The following is a 23,276-nucleotide window of genomic DNA, read 5'->3' on the forward strand; positions in this document are numbered from 1 at the left end:
CATAAAAATGTAGCAAAAAATCGTATAATTCGCTGATTCCATCAACATATTGGTAAAAATATCTATATTTTTGACAAAAACCAGTTGATTTAATCGCCAATTAGACTGTTACTAGATTGAAGTGCCAATTCATCTAACAAGACACTTTTTTTTAGCATCTTATGCTAGATATTGTACGGAAAATTAACAAAAGTTATGCAATCCAGCTAACATTAAACTACATTAATCTTCGCCAAACTGAGGGAATGTGAAGCTAATCACTGCTTGGCATTTTAGTTTAAACATTGAGCCCAAAGTAAAGAACTTACATTGAAAGAGAGTGAGTAGGTGATGTATGGGAATATGTTGTGAAGAGAGATTCCCAAAACGTTTTCAAACGTTCAGATAGCAAAACGCCGCTAATAAAAGCGGCGTTTTTAAGGGGTGGAAGCCCCAGCCACATCCCGGCACACAAGTCACTCGCTGCGGCTGCTTCCTTCCGGACCTGACCGAGTTCACGAGCTATTGTTGCGGGAGGACCAGGGCCTCCATAGATTCTGTTTCCTTAGCATCGCTAAGGAGTGATGAGGATTATCAAGTATCCTTATGCTGATTTCAAGCGAAACAAACAATAAAAAGCATCTTTCCGATTCAACTGCTTAGGGAGTGACCACTAATTCAAATAATGAACCACATTATCATGCTGATTGTCTTCAATATCTGGATTTTCAGTCGCTTTCTTATGTAGGTACATCGCTCTATCAGCCTCCCCCATCACTTTCTGTAAAGGCATTGTTTTGTTTCTGGATGACGAAACACCTAATGCGAGAGTGACCTTGAAAGAAACTTGTTGGTCCAAAGAAGCAAAATCAACCGACTTCATCTTATTAATTATCATCATTAATGTAGATTCTGTCACTTTGCCAACCAAGATGAACTCATCGCCGCCTATGCGATAGCACCGCCCATCCCAGAGTCGTTCAATATGCCGAGCAACACTTGTTAGGACCTGATCACCAATATCATGCCCATAGGTGTCATTAATGCGCTTAAAGCGATTTACATCTAAATAAACTAACGTTTCTGTTGGGTACACACCTTTACGATATTTTTGGTGTAACGCTCGTCGGTTCTTTAAACGGGTTAGAGGATCAGTATTAGATTGGCTATGGAGATAAGACGCAATGATTACCAAAAAACTCACCATCAAGCCAAACAGAATTTGCGTACTACTAGAAAACTCTTTTTCCGCCTGTAATGTTGCTTTCCAATTTGGCCGGTAGTCGTACTTCTCAATGATTTGTCGAGTATCAATCATTTTGATCGCTAAACTGAACAAACCAGCTAACGTTTTACCTGTTTCATTTTTAGCAAACCCAATTGCGGTATCGGAGCGATAGAACCCTCCAATAGCAGTGTCCTCCTCCAAGGAGATCAACGCATCTGACTCACGTAAGTTTTTATTAAAGTTGGCACGACTAATAGCCATGTAGTCAACGTCACCCTTTAATAGTGCAGTAAATATTTCATCAACATTCGAATAGGCGCGCAATGGTTTGTTAGGCAATTGCTGTGAGAGCAACGTGGCAAAGAAGTCTTCTTTCACAACGCCAATTTCTTCAACGATAAGCTCCGATACATTACTGTAAACGTTAGGCTTATACCCTTCACGCTTTACCATGACCACTTCAGGAAAGTAGTAAGCGTCACTGTATTCGACAAGTGGCTTGCGCTGCTCCGATACAACAAGCGGTGCTAATATATCGATCTTCTTATCCAGAAGGTCTTGATACATACTCTCCCACGTTTCTTCTGCGTGGCTAACGATGTCACATTTGAGTAGTAGGATGGTACACGCTTGCTGAACAACATCGGCACTGATACCAGTAATGGTGCCGTCATGATGATAGGTAGAATATTGCCCCACACCGTCAAGTTTAACTTGAATGGATTTGGTCAGATCAATTCCACTTTCTAAAACCGATTGACGCAACGCTTGCTGACGAAGCTCGAATTGGTATGACTTAACCGATTCTCTTAAGGCTTTTTGCATTGGGGCACTGCGAACATGAGACTCTATCCGTTTTAGTATTTGGGCATTACTGCCCTTTGCGGTCACAATTGAAACTGGCTTAATGGACAGTTGATGATTTAACAGTTGCGCATCAAACCCAGCTAAAAGCATAGGCTTGAGTTGATTGATCGCGTCAATCACACCTTCTACTTCTTTTGACTCTAATAGTTCCCGAGCATGTTGATGTCCTCGGTACTCGATCTGACGAATATTTGGATAGAGTGAACGGACGAGTTCTCCATATATTGTCCCTTTAGGAACACCTATCACTTCCACTGAGTCTAGGGTAGCGTTGCTATAGCTATATAGATAAGTGTATTCAATATTGGTAGGACTAGAAAATGACAGCGTTTCTGCTCGCTGCTCAGTAAATGTTACATTCGCAGCAAAATCACTCTCGCCTGTTTTCACGGCATTGAGTATGGCATTAAAGCTAGGGTAATAGACGTAGTTGATGGTGATATTGAGCTCAGCGGCAACAGCATCAAATAACGTTCGGGTTACCACGTCATCTTCTTCCATCGCCACTTTGTATGCAGTTTGCCCACGAGCCGTGAACGAAAGTAACAGAATTAAAGCGAAGCCAAACAATCGCCATAAACTAGCCATTTACAGAAAATCCTTTTTCTATTTATATACACAGCTCTATAGGCTGCTTTTTATACAAAGAGAAGGTTGACTGGCTACTACTCTGTATAAACAAAGAGCAACCTTGCCATATCTTGATTGCATATCCAAATCCAATTAACAATTTGGTGACATATTTACTGTTTATATATCTTGACTCTCTTCAGCGCTTCTAAGGATATAGTCCGTCATCCAAGCCGTGCCCAGTAGACAAATCCAAACAACAAAAACCGGGTTAGGTACTTCAATGTTTGGGGAAACCACCAAGGCCGCAAAGCCTACAGTCGGCAATGTCCAACACAGCAATTTGCTCCAACGAAACGTTTTTAGCTTAGACAAGCTCTCCATTGAGGCCATAATACCTGTGATACTCAAGGCAACCAGCACCGCATAAGAGAGGTCTGCCATCCAAAGAGGTAAAATCAAGCCTAATGACCACCAGCTATGTTTACTGGAAGGTTTCCAATGTGACGCAGACCACCAGATAACAATGACCGCTAAAGTTTGAGTGATTGTGATCATGGCTTCTCCCTCAAGCTTGCCGCCAGCTTGAGTGACCATAATACCCACCATCAAAGTCGTCACAATCAACGCACTAGTGAGTACCACGGCTAGACTGCTCCGTCTTGAAAAGGCAACCATAAGTAGAGGGAACAGTACCCACAGGCTTACGGATAAGGTAATCGGTTGATACGGCAAAGTTAAGCCATAGACCGTCATCGCCGCCATGAGAATCAAGCCAACGATTCCACCTTGTGGGAGAATCCACAATGCAGGTATGATCAAAGCAAGGACTGGGATGTCGCCTTCGCTTAAGCTGATAGCGCGTGCACAAACAACCGCCAACAAAGTTGTTACTAAGAATTGAAACGTAGAAAATAACATGCCCTCTCCTTATCCATTCCTTTGGAAATCTGTACTAGGACAAAATCATTATGGACCAGTTTTTAATGCAAATCTTTGCAGTAATTCACCAAATTCCTCTTGGAAAAGTCACTACTTACGGTGAGATCGCAAAATTGGCAGGTTATCCCGGGTACGCCCGCCATGTAGGCAAAGCCCTTGGAAACCTTCCTGCAGAAAGTACATTACCATGGTTTAGAGTGATCAATAGCCAAGGACGAATTTCTTTGAAAGGAGAACACTTAGTAAGACAACGCGAGGCATTGATTGCAGAAGGGATAGAGGTAACTAGAGATGGGAAAATCAGTTTGAGGAAATATCGGTGGCAACCTTAATGTCGCCACCGAACAGTATTTAACGTACGCCAACTAAGCGCAGGTCCACGTTGTCAGTCTGAGCTGCGTCAGTAACAACTGGGTATGATGTATCTGTAATGAACTTCAATTTACCGTTCACTTCAATACGTGCACTCACACTGTAACGGTGGCGCGCTTCAATTTTCGCTGGGTCATAAGCAAGTTCAAATTCAAAAGGAACTTGTGAGCCTGCAGTTTCAAAACGATGCTTAGCGATAACTTTCGCCGGCGCATCTGCAAGAGAGATATCCTGAAGAGTAATTGTTACGATAGCGTCTTCAGGCAACGCAATTCGCTCTCTGTATGCAAGAGTACCTGTAATTGACTCTACTGCCGGTTGCTCAGTTTTTGCTGGTTCTGATTGACAACCCACCAATACTACTCCTAATACTAGTGATGAAATGAATGCTAGTGCTTTTTTCATGAACCTTACCTATAAGCAATTAAATTAATAATGATTATATGTAGCCGCTGTAACATTGTCATCGCCAACATCTTAATCCTGACCGCAGCTTAACGGTAAAGAGCAGATCTTGACCTAAAATTAAACATCTGTTTGAATTTTCCTACAACAACGTAGATCATTGCGCCAATGTGCAAATAAGGTAGTCCATAATGAGCCAACCTCTCAACGAGTTATTAAATTTACTGCAACTTGAAAAGCTTGAAGAAGGGCTTTTCAGAGGCCAAAGTGAAAATTTAGGCTTGCCTCAAGTCTACGGTGGGCAAGTTATTGGCCAAGCATTATCTGCTGCAAGATATACTGTTGACCACGACCGCACGGTTCACTCGTTTCACAGCTATTTCCTATATCCAGGAGATCCAGAAAAGCCAATCATTTACGATGTAGAAAATCTCAGAGATGGACGTAGTTTCAGTACTCGCCGTGTCAAAGCAATCCAAAATGGGCGTCCAATTTTCTACCTTACCGCTTCATACCACGGTGAAGCACCTGGTTTTGAGCACCAAAACACCATGCCTGATATTCCAGGCCCAGAAAATTACGCGTCAGAATCTGAATTAGCAGCTAGAATCGCTGACTTTTTACCAGAGAAGTTGAAGAAAACTTTCTGTGGTGAAAAGCCAATTGAAATGCGTCCTGTTACTGTGGTTAACCCATTAAAACCACAGAAAGTAGAACCTAAGCAATACCTTTGGATTAAAGCCAATGGTGAAATGCCTGATAACCAGCTGATCCACCAATACTTACTTGGTTACGCGTCTGACTGGGGCTTCTTAGTGACTGCGCTTCATCCGCATGGTGTGTCTCTAATGACACCTAAATTCCAAGTGGCCACTATTGATCACTCCATTTGGTTCCACCGCCCATTCAAGATGGACGAATGGCTCTTGTATGTCATCGACAGTCCTACTGCAAGCAATACTCGCGGATTGGTAAGAGGTGAAATTTACAACCGTCAAGGTCACCTAGTAGCAAGTGCAGTTCAAGAAGGTGTAATGCGCTTTACTGAGTAGTCGACTCATTTTCTTCCTGATAACACAGTTTGAGCTTGCTGTTGAATCCATCAATTAAATCAGGATACTGAGCTAAGTTTCGTTTAGTCATGTATAGATAAAGAGGTTTATTCTTCACCAATGCAGAATCGACCTCTTCCATCATCCCTTCTTCAGCCAATAACCTTTCTGCGACCAAGTTATTCGCTATCATGATATCTATTCGGCGTTTTTTGAGTAGCGCTACCAATTGTTCGGTTGTATTGGGCCGATTGAATATCGGATAGCCATTCGTTTCTAGCCAACGAGCCATATTCGAACCGATAAAAGCGCCAATTCTTGGCCCGTTTTTCAGATCATCTACATTCTGTGGATTTGATTTCAGCCAATACCATTTCCACTTTTGTTCAGCGATCACATCAGTTTTCACAGCATAGCTATCACGGTAGTTATTTTGCGAGCCCGCAAAAAAACCATCCACCTCTGCACTTTCTGCCAGTCTTTGTGCCCTCGCCCAAGGCACGACTAAAATAGTCAGATCAATATCCAACTTCCCAAACGCACATCGCACTCTGTCCACCGCAATGCCGGTGAATGACTCCGTTGCAATAGTCCCAAATGGTGCGCCTTCTGTATAACTTCCGTATGGCGGTAAATCATGAGTAGCTAAAACAACCCCCTGCCCTGGGAATTGAGCTGCCAGAAGAGTAAATAACATAAGCTCGCCGATCATTGCTCTCAACCTACATCGTTTGCACTATCTAAACTATAGGCTTAAATACTGATGATCAGTAAAGAGTGTGCTACTCACATTCGATAGGCAGAGCCGTCGTGTATTTCAAAGGCTCCATTGCGAACGTAGACGTCACATTTGAGATCCCTTCAACCGAGTTAACCAATTTCTTATAAAAATGGTCAAAGCACTGCATATCTTTAACGAGTACCTTCATCATGTAGTCGTACTCCCCCGCCATTCGATAAAACTCCATCACCTCTGGGAACTCGGAGGCCGTTGAAACAAAACGGCTGTACCACTCATGTGAATGGTCGCTGGTTTTTACCAAAACAAACGCGGTGAACGACAAATCGAGTTTTTCTGGGTTCAATAGAGCGACACGCTTTTGAATCACTCCTGCTTCTTCAAGCTTCTTGAGCCGTTTCCAACATGGAGTGGTTGTAAGATTGACCGCCTCCGCCAAGTCATTCAAAGAAAGGGTTCCATCATTTTGAAGAAGGTTGAGTATTTTTCGATCGATTTTGTCTAATTCAATTTCCATAAAATCACATTTGTAGAAAACTTTTCTCCAAATAAAGCAAATCAAAGCATAAAAGGCAAAGCTTTTCTCCAGTAAAGCCGTTAGATTAATAGCATAACGATTCTAAGGAGAAACCCTATGTGTACTGACCATAACTGGATTAACAATGCAGTTCGTAAAATCGAAGCAGACTACCAACGTAGTGCCGATACTCATCTAATCAAACTCGAACTACCAAGCATTGAAGGTATCGACGTATATTTGAAAGATGAAAGTACACATCCAACAGGCTCTCTAAAGCATCGTCTTGCTCGCTCGCTATTCCTATACGCGATTTGTAACGGTTGGGTTGGTCCTGAAACAACAATCATCGAATCTTCTTCTGGCAGCACCGCAGTTTCGGAAGCTTACTTTGCGCGACTACTTGGCCTACCGTTTATTGCTGTTATGCCTAAATGCACGGCACGTAAGAAAATCGAACAGATTGAGTTTTACGGCGGCCAAGCACACCTCGTAGACCGTTCAGACCAAATCTACGCAGAATCTCATCGTCTAGCTGAAGAGTTGAACGGCCACTATATGGACCAGTTTACCTACGCTGAGCGTGCGACAGACTGGCGCGGTAACAACAACATCGCCAACTCAATTTTTAGCCAGATGGAAATGGAAGATCACCCAGTACCAGCTTGGATTGTCATGAGCCCGGGCACTGGTGGCACATCCGCTACTATTGGTCGCTTTATCCGCTACCAACAGCATGATACTAAGTTGTGTGTCGTAGACCCTGAGAATTCGGTATTCCATGATTACTTTAAGACTGGTAACAAGAACCTAACCGGTAATTGTGGTAGCAAAATTGAAGGCATTGGTCGCCCTCGCGTTGAACCAAGTTTTATTCCAGGTGTTGTCGATGAAATGCGTACTATCGCGGATGCCGCGTCAGTTGCAACAGCTCATTGGTTAGAAAAAATGCTTGGCCGCAAAGTCGGTGCTTCAACGGGTACCAACCTATACGGAGTATTACAACTAGCGAGTGAGATGAAGCAACGTGGTGAGAAAGGTTCAATTGTTACGCTACTATGTGACAGTGGCGAGCGCTACCTTGACACATATTACAACCCAGAGTGGGTTAAAGAGAATATTGGCGACCTACAACCATACACGGCTAAATTAGAAGCGTTTGAACAAACAGGTCAGCTCGAACAATAGAATTCAATAATGCTTGAGTACTGGTTTCTCCACTAACTTGACTCAAGCAAATTACAACAACGTCAGCCTTTGGCACAAAACAAAAACCGCGACTTTTGATCGCGGTTTTCTTTTTCTATCAGGTTACTTAACCTTTATTTTGACGCGCTTCAAAAGCGGCCAATTGTTCTGGCGTCGCTTTTGGTTGGTGGTTTTGCTTCCACTCATCATAAGTCATGCCGTAAACACGTTCACGAGCATCATCAATATCTAGGTCTATCCCTTGGTTTTCTGCTTCTGCTTTGTACCATTTGCTGAAACAATTACGACAGAACCCTGCCAAAATCATCAGATCAATGTTCTGCACATCTTTGTTTTCATCAAGGTGCGCTAACAAACGACGAAACGTTGCTGCATCAAGCTTATCTTGCTCTTCTTGAGAGAGATTTTTGTATTTAAATTCAGCCACTTTACTTACCTTTATCATTGTAATTGTAATTGTGTTCTTAACTATCCTACCAAGCGAACTTACCTTTACTCAAATACAAAAACGCCCAAGCGTTAACTTGGGCGTTCGAATTATTGATTGGTTTAGCTTGCTTAGCCTTGAATACCTACGATCAACCAAGGTGCATTTGGCGCAGTAAGATCACGTTCTAAGTGCCAAATATCAGTGATGTCTTCTTCAATGCCCTCTACAGCGTCACGGTAGCGACCACTAAATTGTAGGCTTAGCTGCGCTTTTGTCGCGTCGTGGTCAGCACGAACGATCTCAGCATCAACATACATTACATCAGTGTGCTGCTCGCCATCTAGTTTCGCACGTTCAGCTTTCAAATCTTCATACAGACTTGGCGATACATATTCTTCAATAGTATGTAGCTGATTGTGGTTCCAAGCACCTTGTAGAATACGGTAGTGCTCGCGAGAGCCATTGATAAACGCTGCTTGGTCAAAGCCCGGTGGGTAGTTGTGTGGTACATCGCTCTGTGCACCAAAACCAAAACCACCACCTTGCGGTGCGTTCTGTGGTTGCTCGAAGTTATGTACATTTGGCTGTTCAAACTTAGGCGCCGAACCACCAAAAGCAGGCTGTTGACGCTGCTGGTTCATACTACCCTGCTTTGCCCCAAGCATAGAGCGCATCAGTTTGAAGATAACAAAGGCAATCAAGCCCATGATCAAAATATCCATAAACTGGATACCTTCAAATGCGCCACCAAAGAATGCCGCTAGTAGACCACCTGCTAGCAGGCCACCAAGTAAACCACCCATTAAGCCCTTTTTACTTGAGCTTTGAGTCTTGGTCGTTTGATCTTTACCAATTGTATTGGTGTTCTGTTGCTGCTGTTTCGGCGCAGGTGCTGTCTTAAAGCTTTTGCCAAAAGATTTACCACCACCAAACTTTTTAGCCTCAGCGATTGGCGTAATCGCAACAGAGACCATCAGTAGGGCAACAAGAGAAAAAAGTCGTTTCATGTTCTTCCTTTTGTGTCTATCAAGGTTATGAATTTATACTTATCTAATCATATTAACTCTAGCTCGCCTATATTCAAACTAAAACGTCTTGTTTACATGTATCAGAATATTGCAAATAACACCTATGTCAGTTGACGGTATGGGTATCAGATAATTAGAATATTGAACAATGTTCATTTTAGATAACTTACCATGGCCCGAAGAAACGATCATACTCGCGAAGAGCTTATTGCTTTAACGCTCAATACCGTCAAAGAATTTTTGGCGACCAATTCGCATCACGATCTGAGTTTGCGAAAAATAGCGAATATGATTGGCTATGTACCGAGTACACTGGTTAATGTTTTTGGTAACTATAACTTGTTGCTATTACACGCCGTTGCTCAAACACTTGACGAGCTTTCACAAGAAGCAAAACAAGTAGTGACCAAAAGTAAAAGCCCAGAGGTAGCGCTGTATGAACTCGCATATTGCTATCATGACTTTGCTCAACGCCACCCTCACCGTTGGCAGCTAATTTTCGAACATAATATGAATGGCGAACCTCTTCCTGAGTGGCAATCAGAACGAATCGACTCGATGACAGGTATGCTTGAGCACTTGTTGAAGGTTCTTGCACCAAATCGAACTGAAGCAGAAGTACTGCAAGCGAGCCGAGTGCTATGGTCTGGCGTACACGGCATCACATTGTTGAGCGTCGACGATAAGTTTTTTGCTGCTAAGCCGATCGATGGTAAAGAATTGATTGAGAACTTATTATCTAACTACTTGACCAATTGGTAGATCCTAAGGGAATAAGGATAAATAATGCCTAATAGCCAAGCTTCTCTTCTTGGACAAAGAAGGTTTTTGCCTTACTTCGTGACCCAATTTTTTGGCGCGTTCAACGACAACATATTTAAGAATGTACTGTTGTTATTTGTCGCTTTTGCGGGCGCTGGCGCACTCCCTGTATCAAGTAACTTGTTTATCAACCTAGCAGCAGGCTTATTCATTTTGCCTTTCTTTCTGTTCTCAGCCTCTGCAGGTGTTCTTGCCGATAAATATGAAAAGTCGTGGTTTATCCGTAAGGTAAAACTCGCTGAAATTGGCATCATGTGTTTAGGTGCGATTGGCTTTATTACCGAAAGTTACATCATACTGCTGATCCTATTGTTTCTAATGGGCACACAGTCTGCTTTCTTTGGCCCAGTAAAATATGCTCTGCTGCCACAACAATTAAAACCGAACGAGCTAGTACCAGGTAATGCATTAGTAGAAACCGGGACTTTTCTTGCGATTTTACTCGGTACACTAGGCGCTGGTATTATTGCTTCGGCAGACAATGCTAAATATGTCGCGGCTATTTGTGTCGTGGTATTTGCCGTGTTTGGCTATATCTCTAGTCGTTCAATACCAGAAGCACCAGCCAGTGCTCCAGATCTAAAGTTCCGTTGGCAACCAATTAAACAAACCAAACAAACTATTGCGATTGCAAAAGCTGATAAAACCATTTTCCAAGCACTTATGGCAATCAGTTGGTTTTGGTTCCTTGGGGCAGCGTACTTAACGCAATTTCCAAACTTCACTAAACTACACCTAAATGGCAGCGAAAGTGCCGTTTCTTTCTTGTTGGCGCTGTTTTCTGTTGGTATTTCCGTCGGCTCTTTAGCTTGTGACAAGTTATCAAACCACCGTATAGAAGTTGGTATTGTACCACTAGGTAGTCTTGGTATTACTATTTTTGGAGCCCTAATGGCGACATCAATCCCGAGTACCTTGCCAGACTTTAACTCCTTCAATCAGTTTGTTTCTCATCCACCTCTGTGGCCAGTGTTCGCTTACCTACTTATGCTTGGCATCTCTGGTGGTATCTTTATTGTGCCCCTTTACGCCTTGATGCAGCAGCGCGCCAAAGAGACAGAGCGAGCACAGGTGATTGCAGGGCTCAATATTTACAACTCGCTATTTATGGTTGGAAGTGCTGTGTTGGGCATCGTTTGCTTAGCCGTCTTAGAACTGACCATTCCACAGCTTTTCTTATTACTGTCTGTGATGAATCTACTTGTCGCGATTTATCTGTGCCTTCAGGTCCCAATTTTTGTAGTTCGATTCCTCGTTTGGATGCTGACTCACACTATGTATCGAGTTACGCATAAGAACCTTCAGAACCTACCAGAAAAAAGCGGTGCATTACTGGTCTGCAATCATGTGAGCTATATGGATGCACTGCTGCTTAGCGCGGTATGTCCAAGGCTTATACGATTTGTCATGGAAGAAGACTATGCCAACCTTCCACCATTGCGACGCTTCTTGAATCGCGCTGGGGTCATTCCTATTTCTGCTTCCAACCGACGCTCCATCGTTCGAGCCTTCAATGAAGTGGAACAAGCGTTGGCCGAAGGACACATTGTGTGTATTTTCCCTGAAGGTAGACTGACCTCTGACGGGGAAATGAACGAGTTCATGCGTGGTATGGACCTCATATTAAAACGCAGCCCTGTTCCAGTAATTCCTATCGCGCTAAAAGGCCTATGGGGTAGCTATTTCAGCCGTTATAAAGGGGAAGCTTGTAAAGGTTTACCATCGCGTTTCTGGTCAAAGATAGAAATAGAAGTCGGTACACCTGTCGAACCTGAACTCGCCTCCACTGCAACTATGCATCAGAAAGTTTCTGAATTACGAGGTGACTGGCGCTAAGCTGGCCGGCAAGACTTACAATATTGAACGCTTGTTTAGTTTTTCTGAACGTGCGTTCAATTCATTCAACTCTATTAATCAAACTAATTACGCTACACTGTTGTGTAATTGCCAATAATCACCCAAAGAATGAAAAACATAACAAAGTACCTACCTTTTGGCTTCGCACTTTTAATCTGCTTCACGCCATACATATCTTCACCAACCGCTCTCGTTATTGGTTTTCTTCTTGCGTCTTTAGGACTGATCCCTACAGATTTAAACTTGGCTAAGTTCACCAAAAAGCTTCTCGCCTACTCTATCGTTGGCTTAGGTTTTGGTATTCAATTTGATCAAGCACTCGCAGTCACGTCCGATGGTATTGGACTTATTGTCGTAACCATTTTTGGTGCTCTACTTATAGGTTGGTGGGTAGCAAAATGGATGGGGCTAGACAAAAAAACGGGATATTTGATTTCATCAGGCACCGCTATTTGTGGTGGTAGTGCCATTGCTGCTGTGTCTCCTGCGATCAAAGCGGATGATGAACAGATTGGTTTATCCTTGGCAACGGTATTTGTTCTAAACTCTATTGCTCTTTTTATCTTCCCCGTTATTGGCCATGCTTTAAACCTTGACCAACACACTTTTGGAACATGGGCCGCGATCGCTATCCACGATACATCATCGGTTGTCGGTGCTGCTTCTGCTTACGGTGAAGAAGCTTTAACGACAGCTACAACGCTTAAGCTTGCACGAGCACTTTGGATAATCCCAGTCGCCCTATTTAGCGCCTTTCTGTTTCGTAGTGATTCTAAAAAGATCACCATCCCTTACTTTATTTTGTTCTATTGTGCGGCCATCGCATTCAGTGATTTAGTACCACAATTTGAAATGGTTTATCAGGGTGTGTTTGATATTGCTAAGCGTGCGCTTGTGGTGTGTTTGTTCTTGATTGGTTGCGGGATTTCTGTAGAGAAGCTCAAATCAGCAGGCCCAAAACCTTTGCTGTTTGGCGTCACGCTATGGGTTCTAATTTCAACGATTTCGTTAGCATGGCTAACACTCGCTTAAAATTCGTCGATCTTGTGCGTTAACTTTCTGCGTTTTTGGGATTTGAGGCTAAACACTAAAGCCAACACTAACAAAAATGCAGACAGCTCTGCCAACGCTCGAATCAACCCTTCAGTTTGAACGGCAACTACTATCTGCAAAATTACTGCGGCAATTAACGCTGCTTTTATCATTCTTATACCAATATCCATATATAGCTAACGCTATTATGAGATAGAGTTATAAGAATGATAAATTCATATTTGTACTATGAAATTGCCAAATTAACTAAGCTTGCGCTATTACAACTGCCCTTCAATCCAGTTAATAAACGTGCGAATCTTTGGTCTATCTTCAGTTCCAAGGGGGCACAATAGGTCATAGCTTTTGTCTGTTGGCATACTTGGGTAAGGGGTGACTAACTCCCCAGACTCGATTAAATCTTTGACGAAATGATATTTGCCCATTCCAACACCTAAGTTGTGCAGCGCGCTCAGAAAGCCCATTTCTCGATGGCTGACGCAATAAAACTGATTAAAAATATCGATATCCAACTTCATATAGTCTCGCCAACGTTGCCAAACGTCCGACCCCACTGCGTGAATAAAGTTAATGCGTTTGAGTGACTCCAACCCATCCTCATAGAGACGATGCTGCTTGGCATATTGAGGGGTACAAACTGGTATGTATTCATCACCAAACAGGCGCTTTCGGTAGACATCTTTCATGTCATCAGAATCATAATAGATCGCCACTTCTATATTGTGCTTGTGGAAATCTTCTTGTTCTTGGTATCCCCATATATTGAGGTTGAACCTAGGGTATTTTGCTTTGAAGTCGGCAAGCCTTGGGATCAACCAACCATTGGCAAACCCTGTTGAAGTCGCAACATTGAGCTCTCCTACCATATCGGTTGCCTTTATCTCTTCAATTTCTGAAAAAATACCGTGTAAGTTCTTTGATAACGTGTGGTGAAAACGCGCCCCTTCTTCTGTCAGTTCTAGTTGACGAGTTCCTCTGACGAACAAATTGAACCCTAACTCTTTTTCTAACACTTTAATCCGGTGACTGACCGCACCTTGCGTAAGATGAAGCTGCTTACTTGTTAATGTAAAGCTGAGTGTTTTGGCTGCCATGTCGAACGTGTGTAGATTTCGAAGCAGTAATTGTTGATTAGCCATGGCGCCCTCTAGCATTAAAAATTTTAATTCATAGTATGATCTATTTCGTTTGTTCGCACCGTGAATTAACTCATAAAATCCCCACTAGAGACTTATCAAAGAGAGATTACATAGTGTCTGACTAACACTAACCCTCTCCCATATTAAAAATATTAATTAAACATTTTAGGGGCAAATATGAATATACTTGGATATATGCAGAAAGTGGGTAAGGCGCTGATGGTGCCAGTTGCCACTTTGCCTGCTGCAGCAATATTAATGGGGATTGGCTATTGGCTAGATCCTGTCGGCTGGGGTTCAGAAAATATTCTCGCCGCGTTCTTAATTAAATCCGGTGGTGCGATTATCGACAACATGGCTGTACTCTTCGCCGTGGGTGTCGCATTTGGCTTAAGCCGAGACAAAAATGGTTCAGCGGCTTTGTCTGGTTTCGTTATGTTCCTAGTCGTCACGACGCTTCTTGCACCAGGTTCTGTAGCTCAACTGACAGACGTTGAAGCAGGAGACGTTCCTGACGCATTTGGTAAAATCAGTAACCAGTTTATCGGCATCATCATTGGTATCATTTCCGCTGAGATCTACAATCGCTACTCAACAGTAGAGCTTCCACAAGCACTAGCATTTTTCAGTGGTAAACGCCTTGTTCCTATCCTGACGTCTCTTGCAGGTATGGCATTATCATTTGCACTACTGTACATCTGGCCTGCTGTTTACGATGCGTTAATTCAATTTGGTATCAAGCTTGAAAGTATGGGGGCTGTAGGTGCTGGTCTCTTTGGTTTCTTTAACCGACTATTCCTATCTGTTGGTATGCACCATGCTCTGTACCCAGTGTTCTGGTTCGATGTTGTAGGTATTAATGATATTCCTAACTTCCTAGGTGGTGCTCAATCTATTGCTAACGGTACAGGTATCCCTGGCAAGACAGGTATGTATCAAGCAGGCTTCTTCCCTATCATGATGTTTGGCTTGCCAGCTGCAGCATTGGCGATGTACCACTGTGCTGACGCTAAAAATAAGAACCAAGTTTTTGCCATTATGTTGGCCGCTGGTATGGCTTCATTCTTCACAGGTATTACTGAGCCTCTAGAATTTAGCTTTATGTTCCTAGCTCCTGTCCTATTCCTGATTCACGCGATTCTAACTGGTATCTCGCTATACATTGCAGCATCAATGGAGTGGATGGCAGGCTTTGGTTTCTCGGCTGGTTTCGTAGACTTCGTACTTTCGAGCCAAAACCCACTAGCGACCAATTGGTACATGCTGATTCTGCAAGGCTTCGTATTCTTTACGCTTTACTACGTTATTTTCCGCTTCGCGATCATTAAGTTCAACCTTAAGACGCCAGGCCGAGGTGAAGACCTAGACAAAGAAGCATCAGAAGATATTACTGAACTCACGAAAGACTACATCCAAGCGATCGGTGGTGCAGACAACATTACAGAAGTTGATAACTGTATTACTCGCCTTCGTTTAGGCGTAAAAGATTCATCTTTAGCGGATAGCGAGAAACTAAAACAGTTGGGTGCGGCAGGCGTCGTTCCGGTTGGCAAAAATGGTCTACAAGTGATTGTTGGTCTAGGTAAAGTAGACAAGGTTGCAGAGCAAATGAAGCTTCAACTCGCCAACTAATCAATAAGAGTTTGTGGTGACTCACCTTCACCACGCCCCCTGAAGTGCAGTTTCGCTTAGTCACCGAATCTGCACTTCTTTTTTATATCTGCTCAAGCAGCCATTCTTTAACAGCTTGCCTTGACACTTTGATGCCACTTTCAAGTAGCTGTTTCGGCATCGAGTAGTATGCAATTGGCCATTTAAACTTAGTCAAACAAGTAGCGAGATGTGCTTCTATTTCTGCCTTGCTCAAGGGGCGAGAAAAATCACACACAGCAACGGGGCGCTGACCGAATTCACTATCTTGTATTGGAATAACAACAGCTAAAGAAATCGCATCGAGCTGGAGTAAAGCTGATTCAATCTCTTCACAATGGACATTTTCACCACCTGAAATAAATAAATTGTCTGCTCGGCCGATGATTTTCAGCTCACCTGATACCCACTCACCTAAGTCTTTGCTATCAAACCATCCATCGACCTTTAGCGGTATGAGCTCCCCTTGGTAGTAATAGCCTGAAGCGAGTGTTTCACCACCAATATAGATTCTTTGACCTTCGAGCTTTAACTCTCTATTGGGTAGCACTTTACCCGCGCTATAGTGTTCATCGATACGTTTGGCCGTTACCGTTGAAGCCGCCTCGGTCATGCCATAACCAAGCCAAGTTTCGATGCCTTTTGTTGCGGCTTTTTGACTGAGTTCTAGAGGCACGTGGCTGCCCCCCAAAAGTACATGACTCAGCGATAAATCAACACCCTGTTCAAGTAGACGTTTTAGCTGTGTCGCTACCAAAGACGCGTGACTAACACCGAGAATATCTTCGTCAAGAGAGCCTGCCCCCACTTTCATAGTGGCTCCGCTCTGCAGCCAACGATAGACAATAGCCAATCCAGAAACATGGTACATGGGTAGACTTAATAGCCAAGTATCACCTTGCTTAAAAGAAAACTGCTCTAATAAACCAGATGCTGATGACAGATGTTGCTTAGAGGTATGAGCTACTGCTTTCGGTGAACCAGTTGAGCCAGAAGTAAATACAATTGAGGCGAGATTGTCAGATTGGTAAGCACTTACATTAGTGGCTAATAAGCTTTCACCATACTGAATAGTGCTTATTGATCTTAATTCTTCTAGCTCAGTACTCACCCAGATTTTCGGTGGCTGACTTGATGAATATAGCGTATCGAGTTTCTTACGTAGCTCTGAATACGTTTGAGGCATCGTCATCGCGCAAATGACACCTAACTCAATACAAGCAAGATAGACAATGAGCAGCTCAACACTGTTTTTGCCGACACAAGTGAGGACATCACCAGGCTTGAGCTCTTGCTGATTGAGGTGGCTCGAGACTTTCATGACCAACCCACTGAGTTCTTCCCAAGTGTAAGCGTCGTGAGCAGTTTTGAGTGCGCATAAAGATGGGCTCATTTGAGCCCATTGTTTTAAAGGAGATAAAGTTTCGTTCATGACGACTGCCATATCAATGCTTGGTCAGATAAAGCAACAACCGGCAGATCACTTGATGGCCATGGGATTTCTAACTGCTGAGCAAATAGACCGACGGTATCTAGCCCCGGGACTTCATCAGGGAGATGGCAATGAGCGAGTCGAGCCAACTGCGTCAAACCTAAGCTAGATTCGATACTTGAGCTGATCACCACTTTAATGCCAAGTGACTTCGCTTTTTCAATTAGCCCAATGCAGCGATCGACTGAGCCAATCAGTGTAGGCTTAATCACAATGGCTTTAGCTCCATTGAGGTCCTCAAGCTTAAAGTCATCTTTGCGAATCGCATGTTGAAGCGTCTCATCCCAAGCGATAGCAATACCTGTATCAATAGCAAAAGAGAAGCTGTCACCTGGAACCTGACAAGGTTCTTCGATAAACGCGATTCTTCCGCGCAGTGACGGAGCAATCTTTTTAGCAAACTGCTGAGCTTTATCTGCTGTCCAAGCGCGATTGGCATCAAGTCGCAACGTTAGATCTGGAATCGACTCCAAGAATAAGCTCACCAACATACCATCACGAATCGGCTCATATAGGCCAACTTTGATTTTTGCGACTTTTTCGCCAGTCATCGAATTGAGCTTCGGAAGCAACTCATCTGGGTCACCGGAGCATAGCGGTGCAGCTTGGAAGCACCCTTCAGCAGGAAGCTCTTTATTGAGTTCCAGTTGAGCCATTGAAAGCCCAAACGCAACCGAAGGAAATAGCTCATCAAACTTTAACGCGACACCTTGCTGCCACAATTCAAGTTGTTCAATAAGTTGCGAGTAAACCTCATCCATGGTTTCTACACTAAAGCCTGGTAACGGTGCAACTTCACCTCTACCAATTTCACCATCAAGGCCTAGCTCAATGACAAAGCCTTCACGATGTTTCAACCTTTGTTCACGCAGTATCACGCCACTGTCCATCGGCAATTCATAGCGATACAGTTTGGCTGATCTCATAGCAATATCCCTTTTTAATTTATCAATAATAGACAAGTTGTAGATAGGTTTCTAAGCCAGAATATCGATAGCTAGGAGAAGGCGCGGAGTTTATGAACATAAATGAGCACCTTCGACAACGCTAGCGGTATTCTGGCGACGAAAACTATTACAACTTAAGGGTTGCGTGGGAACTTGTTGAAGTCCGGACGACGTTTTTCATTAAACGCATTACGTCCTTCTTGGCCTTCTTCTGTCATGTAGAACATCATGGTTGCGTTGCCCGCTAGTTCTTGAAGACCTGCTTGACCGTCACAGTCAGCATTCAGTGCCGCTTTCAAACAACGCAGTGCCATTGGGCTGTGTTGCAGTGTTTCACGACACCAACGAACAGTCTCTTTCTCTAGCTCTTCAACTGGAACAACGGTATTAACTAAGCCCATATCCAGTGCTTCTTGAGCATCGTAGAAACGACATAAGAACCAAATTTCGCGTGCTTTTTTCTGGCCGACAATACGAGCCATGTATGAAGCACCCCAGCCGCCATCGAATGAACCTACTTTAGGCCCTGTCTGACCAAACTGTGCGTTTTCAGCCGCGATCGTTAGGTCACACATCATATGTAGTACGTGACCACCGCCTACCGCCCAGCCCGCAACAGCAGCAATCACTGGTTTTGGACATGTACGAATTTGACGCTGGAAATCAAGAACGTTTAAGTGGTGAGTGCCTGAATCATCTTGATAGCCGCCGTAGTCACCACGAATCTTCTGGTCACCGCCTGAACAGAACGCTTTTTCGCCGAGACCAGTTAGAATGATCACGCCTACTCCTTCATCATAACGAGCATCAGCAAGCGCGTTGATCATCTCTTTTACAGTTTGAGGACGGAAAGCATTGCGAACTTGAGGACGAGCAATCGTAATTTTTGCGATGCCATCTTCTGATTTGTGGTACTGAATATCTTCATATTCACCTGTGCAGTCATTCCAGTTTACTGGAGCGTATAGTTCTTCTTCTGAGATACCGACTGTTTTTGCCATGGTGATTCCTGTTTATTTACCTATTGACCCACCTCGACGCTTGGAAGCGAGCGAAGCTGAGTTCTTACTATCTCTGCAAAAGCCTCTGGCTGTTCAATGTGAACATTGTGCCCTGCTTGTGCAACTTGGCTAAAAGACAAACCGCTTTGTTCGGCCAACTGACTAAACTTATTGTCTTTTTCACCACAAATATAATGTGTTGGTATGCCTGAACATTTCAGCAGTTCAAGCAAGTAATCTTGTTTGGATAGTGACGTTGCTTCGAGCATATTCGCCACTGAAGTACCTAGATTAGCACTGCGTTTTAATATGAGTTTTTGTCTTTGCTCATGGTTTAGTGAACTAAACACGGCTTGCTGATACCAATCGGCCAACACCTGCTCAATTGGTTCGTTTCGAAAACGTTCCGCCCAGCGGATGTCATTTTGCCAACGTGTCTGTTTAGCTGTTTCGTCTAACAGTCCAAAATTACCGCCTTCGACGATAAGCAACTGAATATTTAGGGATGGAAAAAAGCGATTGGCGATGCCAGACATGGCGATTCTTCCCCCCATTGAATATCCGACTAATACTATAGGCTGCTCTGGTGTCACTTGGGTGAGAAGAGTGTCAGATATTTGATCGCAGCAATCTCGAAAATTGAAACAAGATTGTAATGCGCTCATTCCATGACCAGGAAGATCGATGGTAATTGATGCATAGTCACTGAGTTTGCTACGAGTTAACTGCCAATCCTCACCATTACCAAGCAAACCATGAAGATAGACCACAACAGGCCTATCAGTTTGTAGGAGATTGGCAGACGCTTGACTAAAGAGCATAAACTTGTTGAATAAACTCTTTTAGCTGTGAAGAGGCTTGCTCTGGCGGTGTTTGTATTTCCACCAGCATAGCGCCTTGCCCTGTACGTAAGTGACTGTTCACTACCTCGGTATATGCCGTTAACGTTTCAGGCTTGCAATAGCCCAACTTAAATTGTTTAGCAGCATATTCAAAATCAAAGCCATGAGGCATTTGGTAGAGGGCTTGTTTTTGCTGCTGAGGAACAGGTAATAAATCGAATATCGCCCCACCATCATTGTTCGTTACAACTACAACTACAGGTGCAGATTGATGAGACAGCAAAGCCAATGAATTCAAATCATAAAGTAACGAAGTATCACCGATGAAAACAACCGTCGGTGATTGATTCGAGTGTATAACTCCTGCTGCTGTTGCAATTAAGCCATCAATACCTGATGCACCTCGATTACTATAAACAGGATAGTCATTTACACGGCTAAACATATCGACCAAACGCACAAACAGACTATTGCCCAAGAAAATTTGTGTATTTTCAGGCAATTGATTTAGGCTCAAGGCCAAACCAATTTCACTCAAAGGAGAATGTGCAGCTAGGTGAAGGTTTGCCAGAGAAGCGACTTGCTGAGAGACACAAACCAATTCATTTTCCCAACCTGATGCACTACATCCGATAGGTTGAAGTGCTTCAATAGCTCGGTTTAACCAAGGCTCTATGTCTGTCACATGGTGCGTCTGCATTAAGTGAGCTTGATTATTTCGCTCTCTTTTGGGATCTAGGTAGTGATATTGCGCGCCACGTTGCTCTACTTGTTCAACCAACCATTGGTTAAGGCGTTTCGATACGATTCGAGAGCCTATTTGTAGAATTAACTCGCATGGACTTAAGAGTGCAGCATTGTCACCTTTTTGTAGCCAAATATCGTAATGAGCCCAGTCAGATGTTACTCCTGCTTGTGGATCAACTAAGAGTGGCCAACCGAGTTTTTCAGCAAGTTGTTTGGCTTTCTTTGCTTCGTTTAGCTTTACGCTGCCAACAACAATAACCCCTTTCTTAGAAGCCAGTTCTGCCACATTAACATTGGGAGTATTTGAATAAGAGAGCTGACGGGTATAAGTCTCATCTGTAGATAACCAAGCCTGCACTTCATCAATATAAAACTGGTAGATAGACTTACTATCGGCACTATAAAGCGGCTCTGGGAACGGGCAATTAATATGCACTGCGCTTCCCTGCTTTTTTTGCTCGAACATGACTTGGTCAATCGATGTCAGCAACCACTTCAGAGGTGTATTCAACGTAGGGCTTGGCAATTCAAGCGCAGCTGTCACGTGAGAAGAGAAAATACCTGACTGATTAATCGCTTGATTCGCTCCGCAGCCAACAAGCTCGACTGGCCTATCTGCAGTCAAGACAACGAGCTTTTCTCCGGTTAATCTCGCTTCAGCAATAGCAGGGAGTAAATTGGCCACTGCCGTACCGGAAGTCACGACGATTGCTACCGGCCTACCACTGGCTTTCGCCAAACCTAGGGCAAGAAAGCCTAGGCCACGTTCATCAAAATGCGTATGTAAATTAAGCTTTGGGTTTTCATCCGCTTCAAGAGTCAGAGGTGTTGAGCGGGATCCGGGAGCAATACAAACCTCAGTAACACCATGACGAGTTAATTCTTCAAGTAAAACCTGGCACCAAATACGATTCAGTACTGCTTGATTGGTAGTTTGTGTTAGGTCACTCATTAAGAAGCGACTCCAAGCGGTGGGTGATCTGAAATCAGTGTCAGCAATGTCGACATTTTTTTGTCGAGCTCTTGCCACTCATGGTCAGCGACAGAGCCAGGAACAATACCCGCGCCAGCAAACAGCTGTACCTCATCACCTAAAACAAGTGCGCTACGAATTGCGACACAAAATTCAGCTCTTTGGTGACTAATAAAGCCCATTGAGCCAGCGTACCAACCGCGTGCAAAAGGTTCATTCTGCTGGATAAATTCCATCGATTCTTGACGGGGTAAGCCCGCTACGGCAGCTGTAGGTTGCAAAGCCGCTAATAGCTGAACCGCATTAACGCCTTTATGTAAATGAGCGTGAATACTGCGTTTCAAGTGTTGTACCTTACGCAGTCGAACTAGCCTAGCTTCTTGTTCCACGATCACTTCATCAGAATGAGGTGACAGGCGCTCAATAATGTCATCAACGACATACTGATTTTCGTTGAGATTTTTACTGTCACTTGCCAACCAATTCGCGAGTTCCATATCTTGGCTTGCATTGCTGCCCCGGCCAATCGTTCCTGCCAATGCTTCGGTGTACAATTCTTGTCCTTGACGTAAATAGAGGCGCTCAGGAGTCGACCCAATGAAGCTATGTGTCTTATCTAATGAAAGTAAAAAGTGAAAGCTATGATGGTTGCTTAAATAGCTCGATTTTAACAAGCGTGAAGCGCACAGCGGTTGGTCCAATGAAACGGTCGTCTTGCGTGCCAGCACAACTTTTTTAAAGTCATCGTTCTCAATGCCAGCTAAGACTTTATCGACCAGCTCTGTCCATTGCTCTTTTTCAGGCACATGCTGAATATTATCAATGTGAGATGAAATCGGCGCTAAAGGCATCACATCTAATTGCAATTTATACAGGCTAGCGAGTGTGCGGTGTTTTTCTGCTGAAAGGTTAACAGCTAAAGACCATTTGTTATCAAAACGGATTAGCTCAATCTGTGGCAGAAAAAAGAAAGAAGACATACAACGGCGATTCTTACTTGTATGACCGTCAAAGGAGCGCCCACCCCAAATTCGCTGATCTTCAGCCAAAATCGCGTAAGCTGGTGCAGGGTCAACAAAAGTATGTAGCTGCCCTAGTGCCACCACTTCTTCTCGAGTATCACGAGATTGCCAGTAGAACTTAGGAAACAGCGGTTGAGCGTCTAACCAATCAATAAATGGAAAGTCAGGTTTTTCCTCAAGAACTTGAACTAGACGGGTAGTTCCGTCTTTCGCATCCTTTACGCGTTCGATCAGTTCAGTAACGGCTTGATGAAAGTATGACAAGTCAGCCTCGTATGCATCAAAATTATTATTCATTTTACCTCGCTACTCTATTTATAGACCTTACTCAAATCAAGGTTGCAAACAATGTTTTGCGAAATCCTGTGATAACGGGCGTGCTACAAGGGCTTT

Annotated in this window: 22 protein-coding genes and 1 other RNA gene; 7 read left to right on the forward strand and 16 right to left on the reverse strand. The window is 43.6% G+C overall.

Going from position 1 to position 23,276, the window contains the following annotated elements:
• Positions 1-427: 427 nt before the first annotated feature.
• The 3 genes from ffs to AAFX28_RS18850 form a co-directional block, all read right to left on the reverse strand.
• An RNA gene (gene ffs, locus AAFX28_RS18840) (signal recognition particle sRNA small type) lies at positions 428-524 on the reverse strand.
• 128 nt (positions 525-652) lie between these two features.
• Positions 653-2,662: a GGDEF domain-containing protein gene (locus tag AAFX28_RS18845; RefSeq protein WP_408689936.1), complete on the reverse strand. Its 2,010-nt coding sequence runs from the start codon at positions 2,660-2,662 to the stop codon at positions 653-655.
• A gap of 162 nt (positions 2,663-2,824) precedes the next feature.
• Positions 2,825-3,565 (reverse strand): hypothetical protein, encoded by a 741-nt coding sequence (locus tag AAFX28_RS18850; protein WP_408689937.1) that lies wholly within the window; start codon positions 3,563-3,565, stop codon positions 2,825-2,827.
• Between the two features lie 50 nt (positions 3,566-3,615).
• On the opposite strand from AAFX28_RS18850, the gene AAFX28_RS18855 reads away from it, so the two are divergent.
• Positions 3,616-3,918, forward strand: coding sequence for a DNA base-flipping protein (locus AAFX28_RS18855; protein WP_408689938.1), 303 nt, complete (start codon positions 3,616-3,618; stop codon positions 3,916-3,918).
• Between the two features lie 19 nt (positions 3,919-3,937).
• Here AAFX28_RS18855 and AAFX28_RS18860 read toward each other — a convergent pair whose 3' ends face one another.
• Positions 3,938-4,363 (reverse strand): YbaY family lipoprotein, encoded by a 426-nt coding sequence (locus tag AAFX28_RS18860; RefSeq protein WP_408689939.1) that lies wholly within the window; start codon positions 4,361-4,363, stop codon positions 3,938-3,940.
• A gap of 191 nt (positions 4,364-4,554) precedes the next feature.
• On the opposite strand from AAFX28_RS18860, the gene tesB reads away from it, so the two are divergent.
• On the forward strand, positions 4,555-5,415 hold the full coding sequence (gene tesB, locus AAFX28_RS18865; RefSeq protein WP_408689941.1) for an acyl-CoA thioesterase II: 861 nt from the start codon (positions 4,555-4,557) through the stop codon (positions 5,413-5,415).
• Here tesB and AAFX28_RS18870 read toward each other — a convergent pair.
• Together AAFX28_RS18870 and AAFX28_RS18875 are read right to left on the reverse strand one after the other, a co-directional pair.
• Positions 5,405-6,127: a substrate-binding periplasmic protein gene (locus tag AAFX28_RS18870; protein WP_408689943.1), complete on the reverse strand. Its 723-nt coding sequence runs from the start codon at positions 6,125-6,127 to the stop codon at positions 5,405-5,407. The genes tesB and AAFX28_RS18870 overlap by 11 nt on opposite strands.
• Positions 6,128-6,197: 70 nt before the next feature.
• Positions 6,198-6,671, reverse strand: coding sequence for an Lrp/AsnC family transcriptional regulator (locus AAFX28_RS18875; protein ID WP_408689944.1), 474 nt, complete (start codon positions 6,669-6,671; stop codon positions 6,198-6,200).
• A gap of 117 nt (positions 6,672-6,788) precedes the next feature.
• Between AAFX28_RS18875 and AAFX28_RS18880 the strand changes: the two genes are divergently transcribed.
• Positions 6,789-7,859, forward strand: coding sequence for a PLP-dependent cysteine synthase family protein (locus AAFX28_RS18880; RefSeq protein WP_408689946.1), 1,071 nt, complete (start codon positions 6,789-6,791; stop codon positions 7,857-7,859).
• A 127-nt stretch (positions 7,860-7,986) separates the two neighbouring features.
• Here AAFX28_RS18880 and AAFX28_RS18885 read toward each other — a convergent pair whose 3' ends face one another.
• Both AAFX28_RS18885 and AAFX28_RS18890 read right to left on the reverse strand, forming a co-directional pair.
• Positions 7,987-8,307: a DUF1244 domain-containing protein gene (locus AAFX28_RS18885; RefSeq protein ID WP_408689948.1), complete on the reverse strand. Its 321-nt coding sequence runs from the start codon at positions 8,305-8,307 to the stop codon at positions 7,987-7,989.
• Positions 8,308-8,438: 131 nt separating this feature from the next.
• Positions 8,439-9,317: a Tim44 domain-containing protein gene (locus tag AAFX28_RS18890; RefSeq protein ID WP_408689950.1), complete on the reverse strand. Its 879-nt coding sequence runs from the start codon at positions 9,315-9,317 to the stop codon at positions 8,439-8,441.
• A 192-nt stretch (positions 9,318-9,509) separates the two neighbouring features.
• Between AAFX28_RS18890 and AAFX28_RS18895 the strand changes: the two genes are divergently transcribed.
• From AAFX28_RS18895 to AAFX28_RS18905, 3 genes are all read left to right on the forward strand, one after another.
• The gene (locus AAFX28_RS18895; protein WP_408689952.1) at positions 9,510-10,100 is read left to right on the forward strand and encodes a TetR/AcrR family transcriptional regulator; all 591 of its coding nucleotides are present in this window, start codon (positions 9,510-9,512) and stop codon (positions 10,098-10,100) included.
• Positions 10,101-10,124: 24 nt separating this feature from the next.
• A complete protein-coding gene (locus AAFX28_RS18900; protein WP_408689953.1) occupies positions 10,125-11,996 on the forward strand; it encodes an MFS transporter in 1,872 nt (623 codons plus the stop codon).
• A gap of 129 nt (positions 11,997-12,125) precedes the next feature.
• Positions 12,126-13,049, forward strand: coding sequence for a YeiH family protein (locus AAFX28_RS18905; protein WP_408689954.1), 924 nt, complete (start codon positions 12,126-12,128; stop codon positions 13,047-13,049).
• Here AAFX28_RS18905 and AAFX28_RS18910 read toward each other — a convergent pair.
• Complete coding sequence (locus AAFX28_RS18910; protein WP_408690934.1) at positions 13,046-13,222, reverse strand: hypothetical protein; 177 nt, start codon at positions 13,220-13,222, stop codon at positions 13,046-13,048. The two genes, AAFX28_RS18905 and AAFX28_RS18910, sit on opposite strands and share 4 nt — an antisense overlap.
• Before the next feature lie 108 nt (positions 13,223-13,330).
• Positions 13,331-14,209: a LysR substrate-binding domain-containing protein gene (locus tag AAFX28_RS18915; protein WP_408689955.1), complete on the reverse strand. Its 879-nt coding sequence runs from the start codon at positions 14,207-14,209 to the stop codon at positions 13,331-13,333.
• Between the two features lie 177 nt (positions 14,210-14,386).
• Between AAFX28_RS18915 and nagE the strand changes: the two genes are divergently transcribed.
• The gene (nagE, locus tag AAFX28_RS18920) at positions 14,387-15,841 is read left to right on the forward strand and encodes an N-acetylglucosamine-specific PTS transporter subunit IIBC (protein ID WP_408689956.1); all 1,455 of its coding nucleotides are present in this window, start codon (positions 14,387-14,389) and stop codon (positions 15,839-15,841) included.
• Between the two features lie 82 nt (positions 15,842-15,923).
• On the opposite strand, the gene menE is transcribed toward nagE, so the two are convergent.
• The 6 genes from menE to AAFX28_RS18950 all read right to left on the reverse strand — a co-directional run bounded on the left by menE (position 15,924) and on the right by AAFX28_RS18950 (position 23,147).
• The gene (gene menE, locus AAFX28_RS18925) at positions 15,924-17,291 is read right to left on the reverse strand and encodes an o-succinylbenzoate--CoA ligase (RefSeq protein WP_408689958.1); all 1,368 of its coding nucleotides are present in this window, start codon (positions 17,289-17,291) and stop codon (positions 15,924-15,926) included.
• Positions 17,288-18,277 (reverse strand): o-succinylbenzoate synthase, encoded by a 990-nt coding sequence (gene menC / locus AAFX28_RS18930; protein WP_408689960.1) that lies wholly within the window; start codon positions 18,275-18,277, stop codon positions 17,288-17,290. The genes menE and menC overlap by 4 nt, the downstream gene beginning before the upstream one ends.
• Positions 18,278-18,432: 155 nt before the next feature.
• Positions 18,433-19,299, reverse strand: coding sequence for a 1,4-dihydroxy-2-naphthoyl-CoA synthase (menB, locus tag AAFX28_RS18935; protein ID WP_038207015.1), 867 nt, complete (start codon positions 19,297-19,299; stop codon positions 18,433-18,435).
• A gap of 20 nt (positions 19,300-19,319) precedes the next feature.
• Positions 19,320-20,120, reverse strand: coding sequence for a 2-succinyl-6-hydroxy-2,4-cyclohexadiene-1-carboxylate synthase (menH, locus tag AAFX28_RS18940; RefSeq protein ID WP_408689962.1), 801 nt, complete (start codon positions 20,118-20,120; stop codon positions 19,320-19,322).
• Entirely contained in the window at positions 20,110-21,840 is a 1,731-nt protein-coding gene (menD, locus tag AAFX28_RS18945; protein WP_408689963.1) for a 2-succinyl-5-enolpyruvyl-6-hydroxy-3-cyclohexene-1-carboxylic-acid synthase, read from the reverse strand. The genes menH and menD overlap by 11 nt, the downstream gene beginning before the upstream one ends.
• Positions 21,840-23,147 (reverse strand): isochorismate synthase MenF, encoded by a 1,308-nt coding sequence (locus AAFX28_RS18950; protein ID WP_408690905.1) that lies wholly within the window; start codon positions 23,145-23,147, stop codon positions 21,840-21,842. Before AAFX28_RS18950 ends, menD begins: the two co-directional genes overlap by 1 nt.
• Positions 23,148-23,276 lie beyond the last annotated feature (129 nt).

The organism is Vibrio sp. TBV020 (assembly GCF_046056895.1).
Lineage (GTDB): Bacteria > Pseudomonadota > Gammaproteobacteria > Enterobacterales > Vibrionaceae > Vibrio.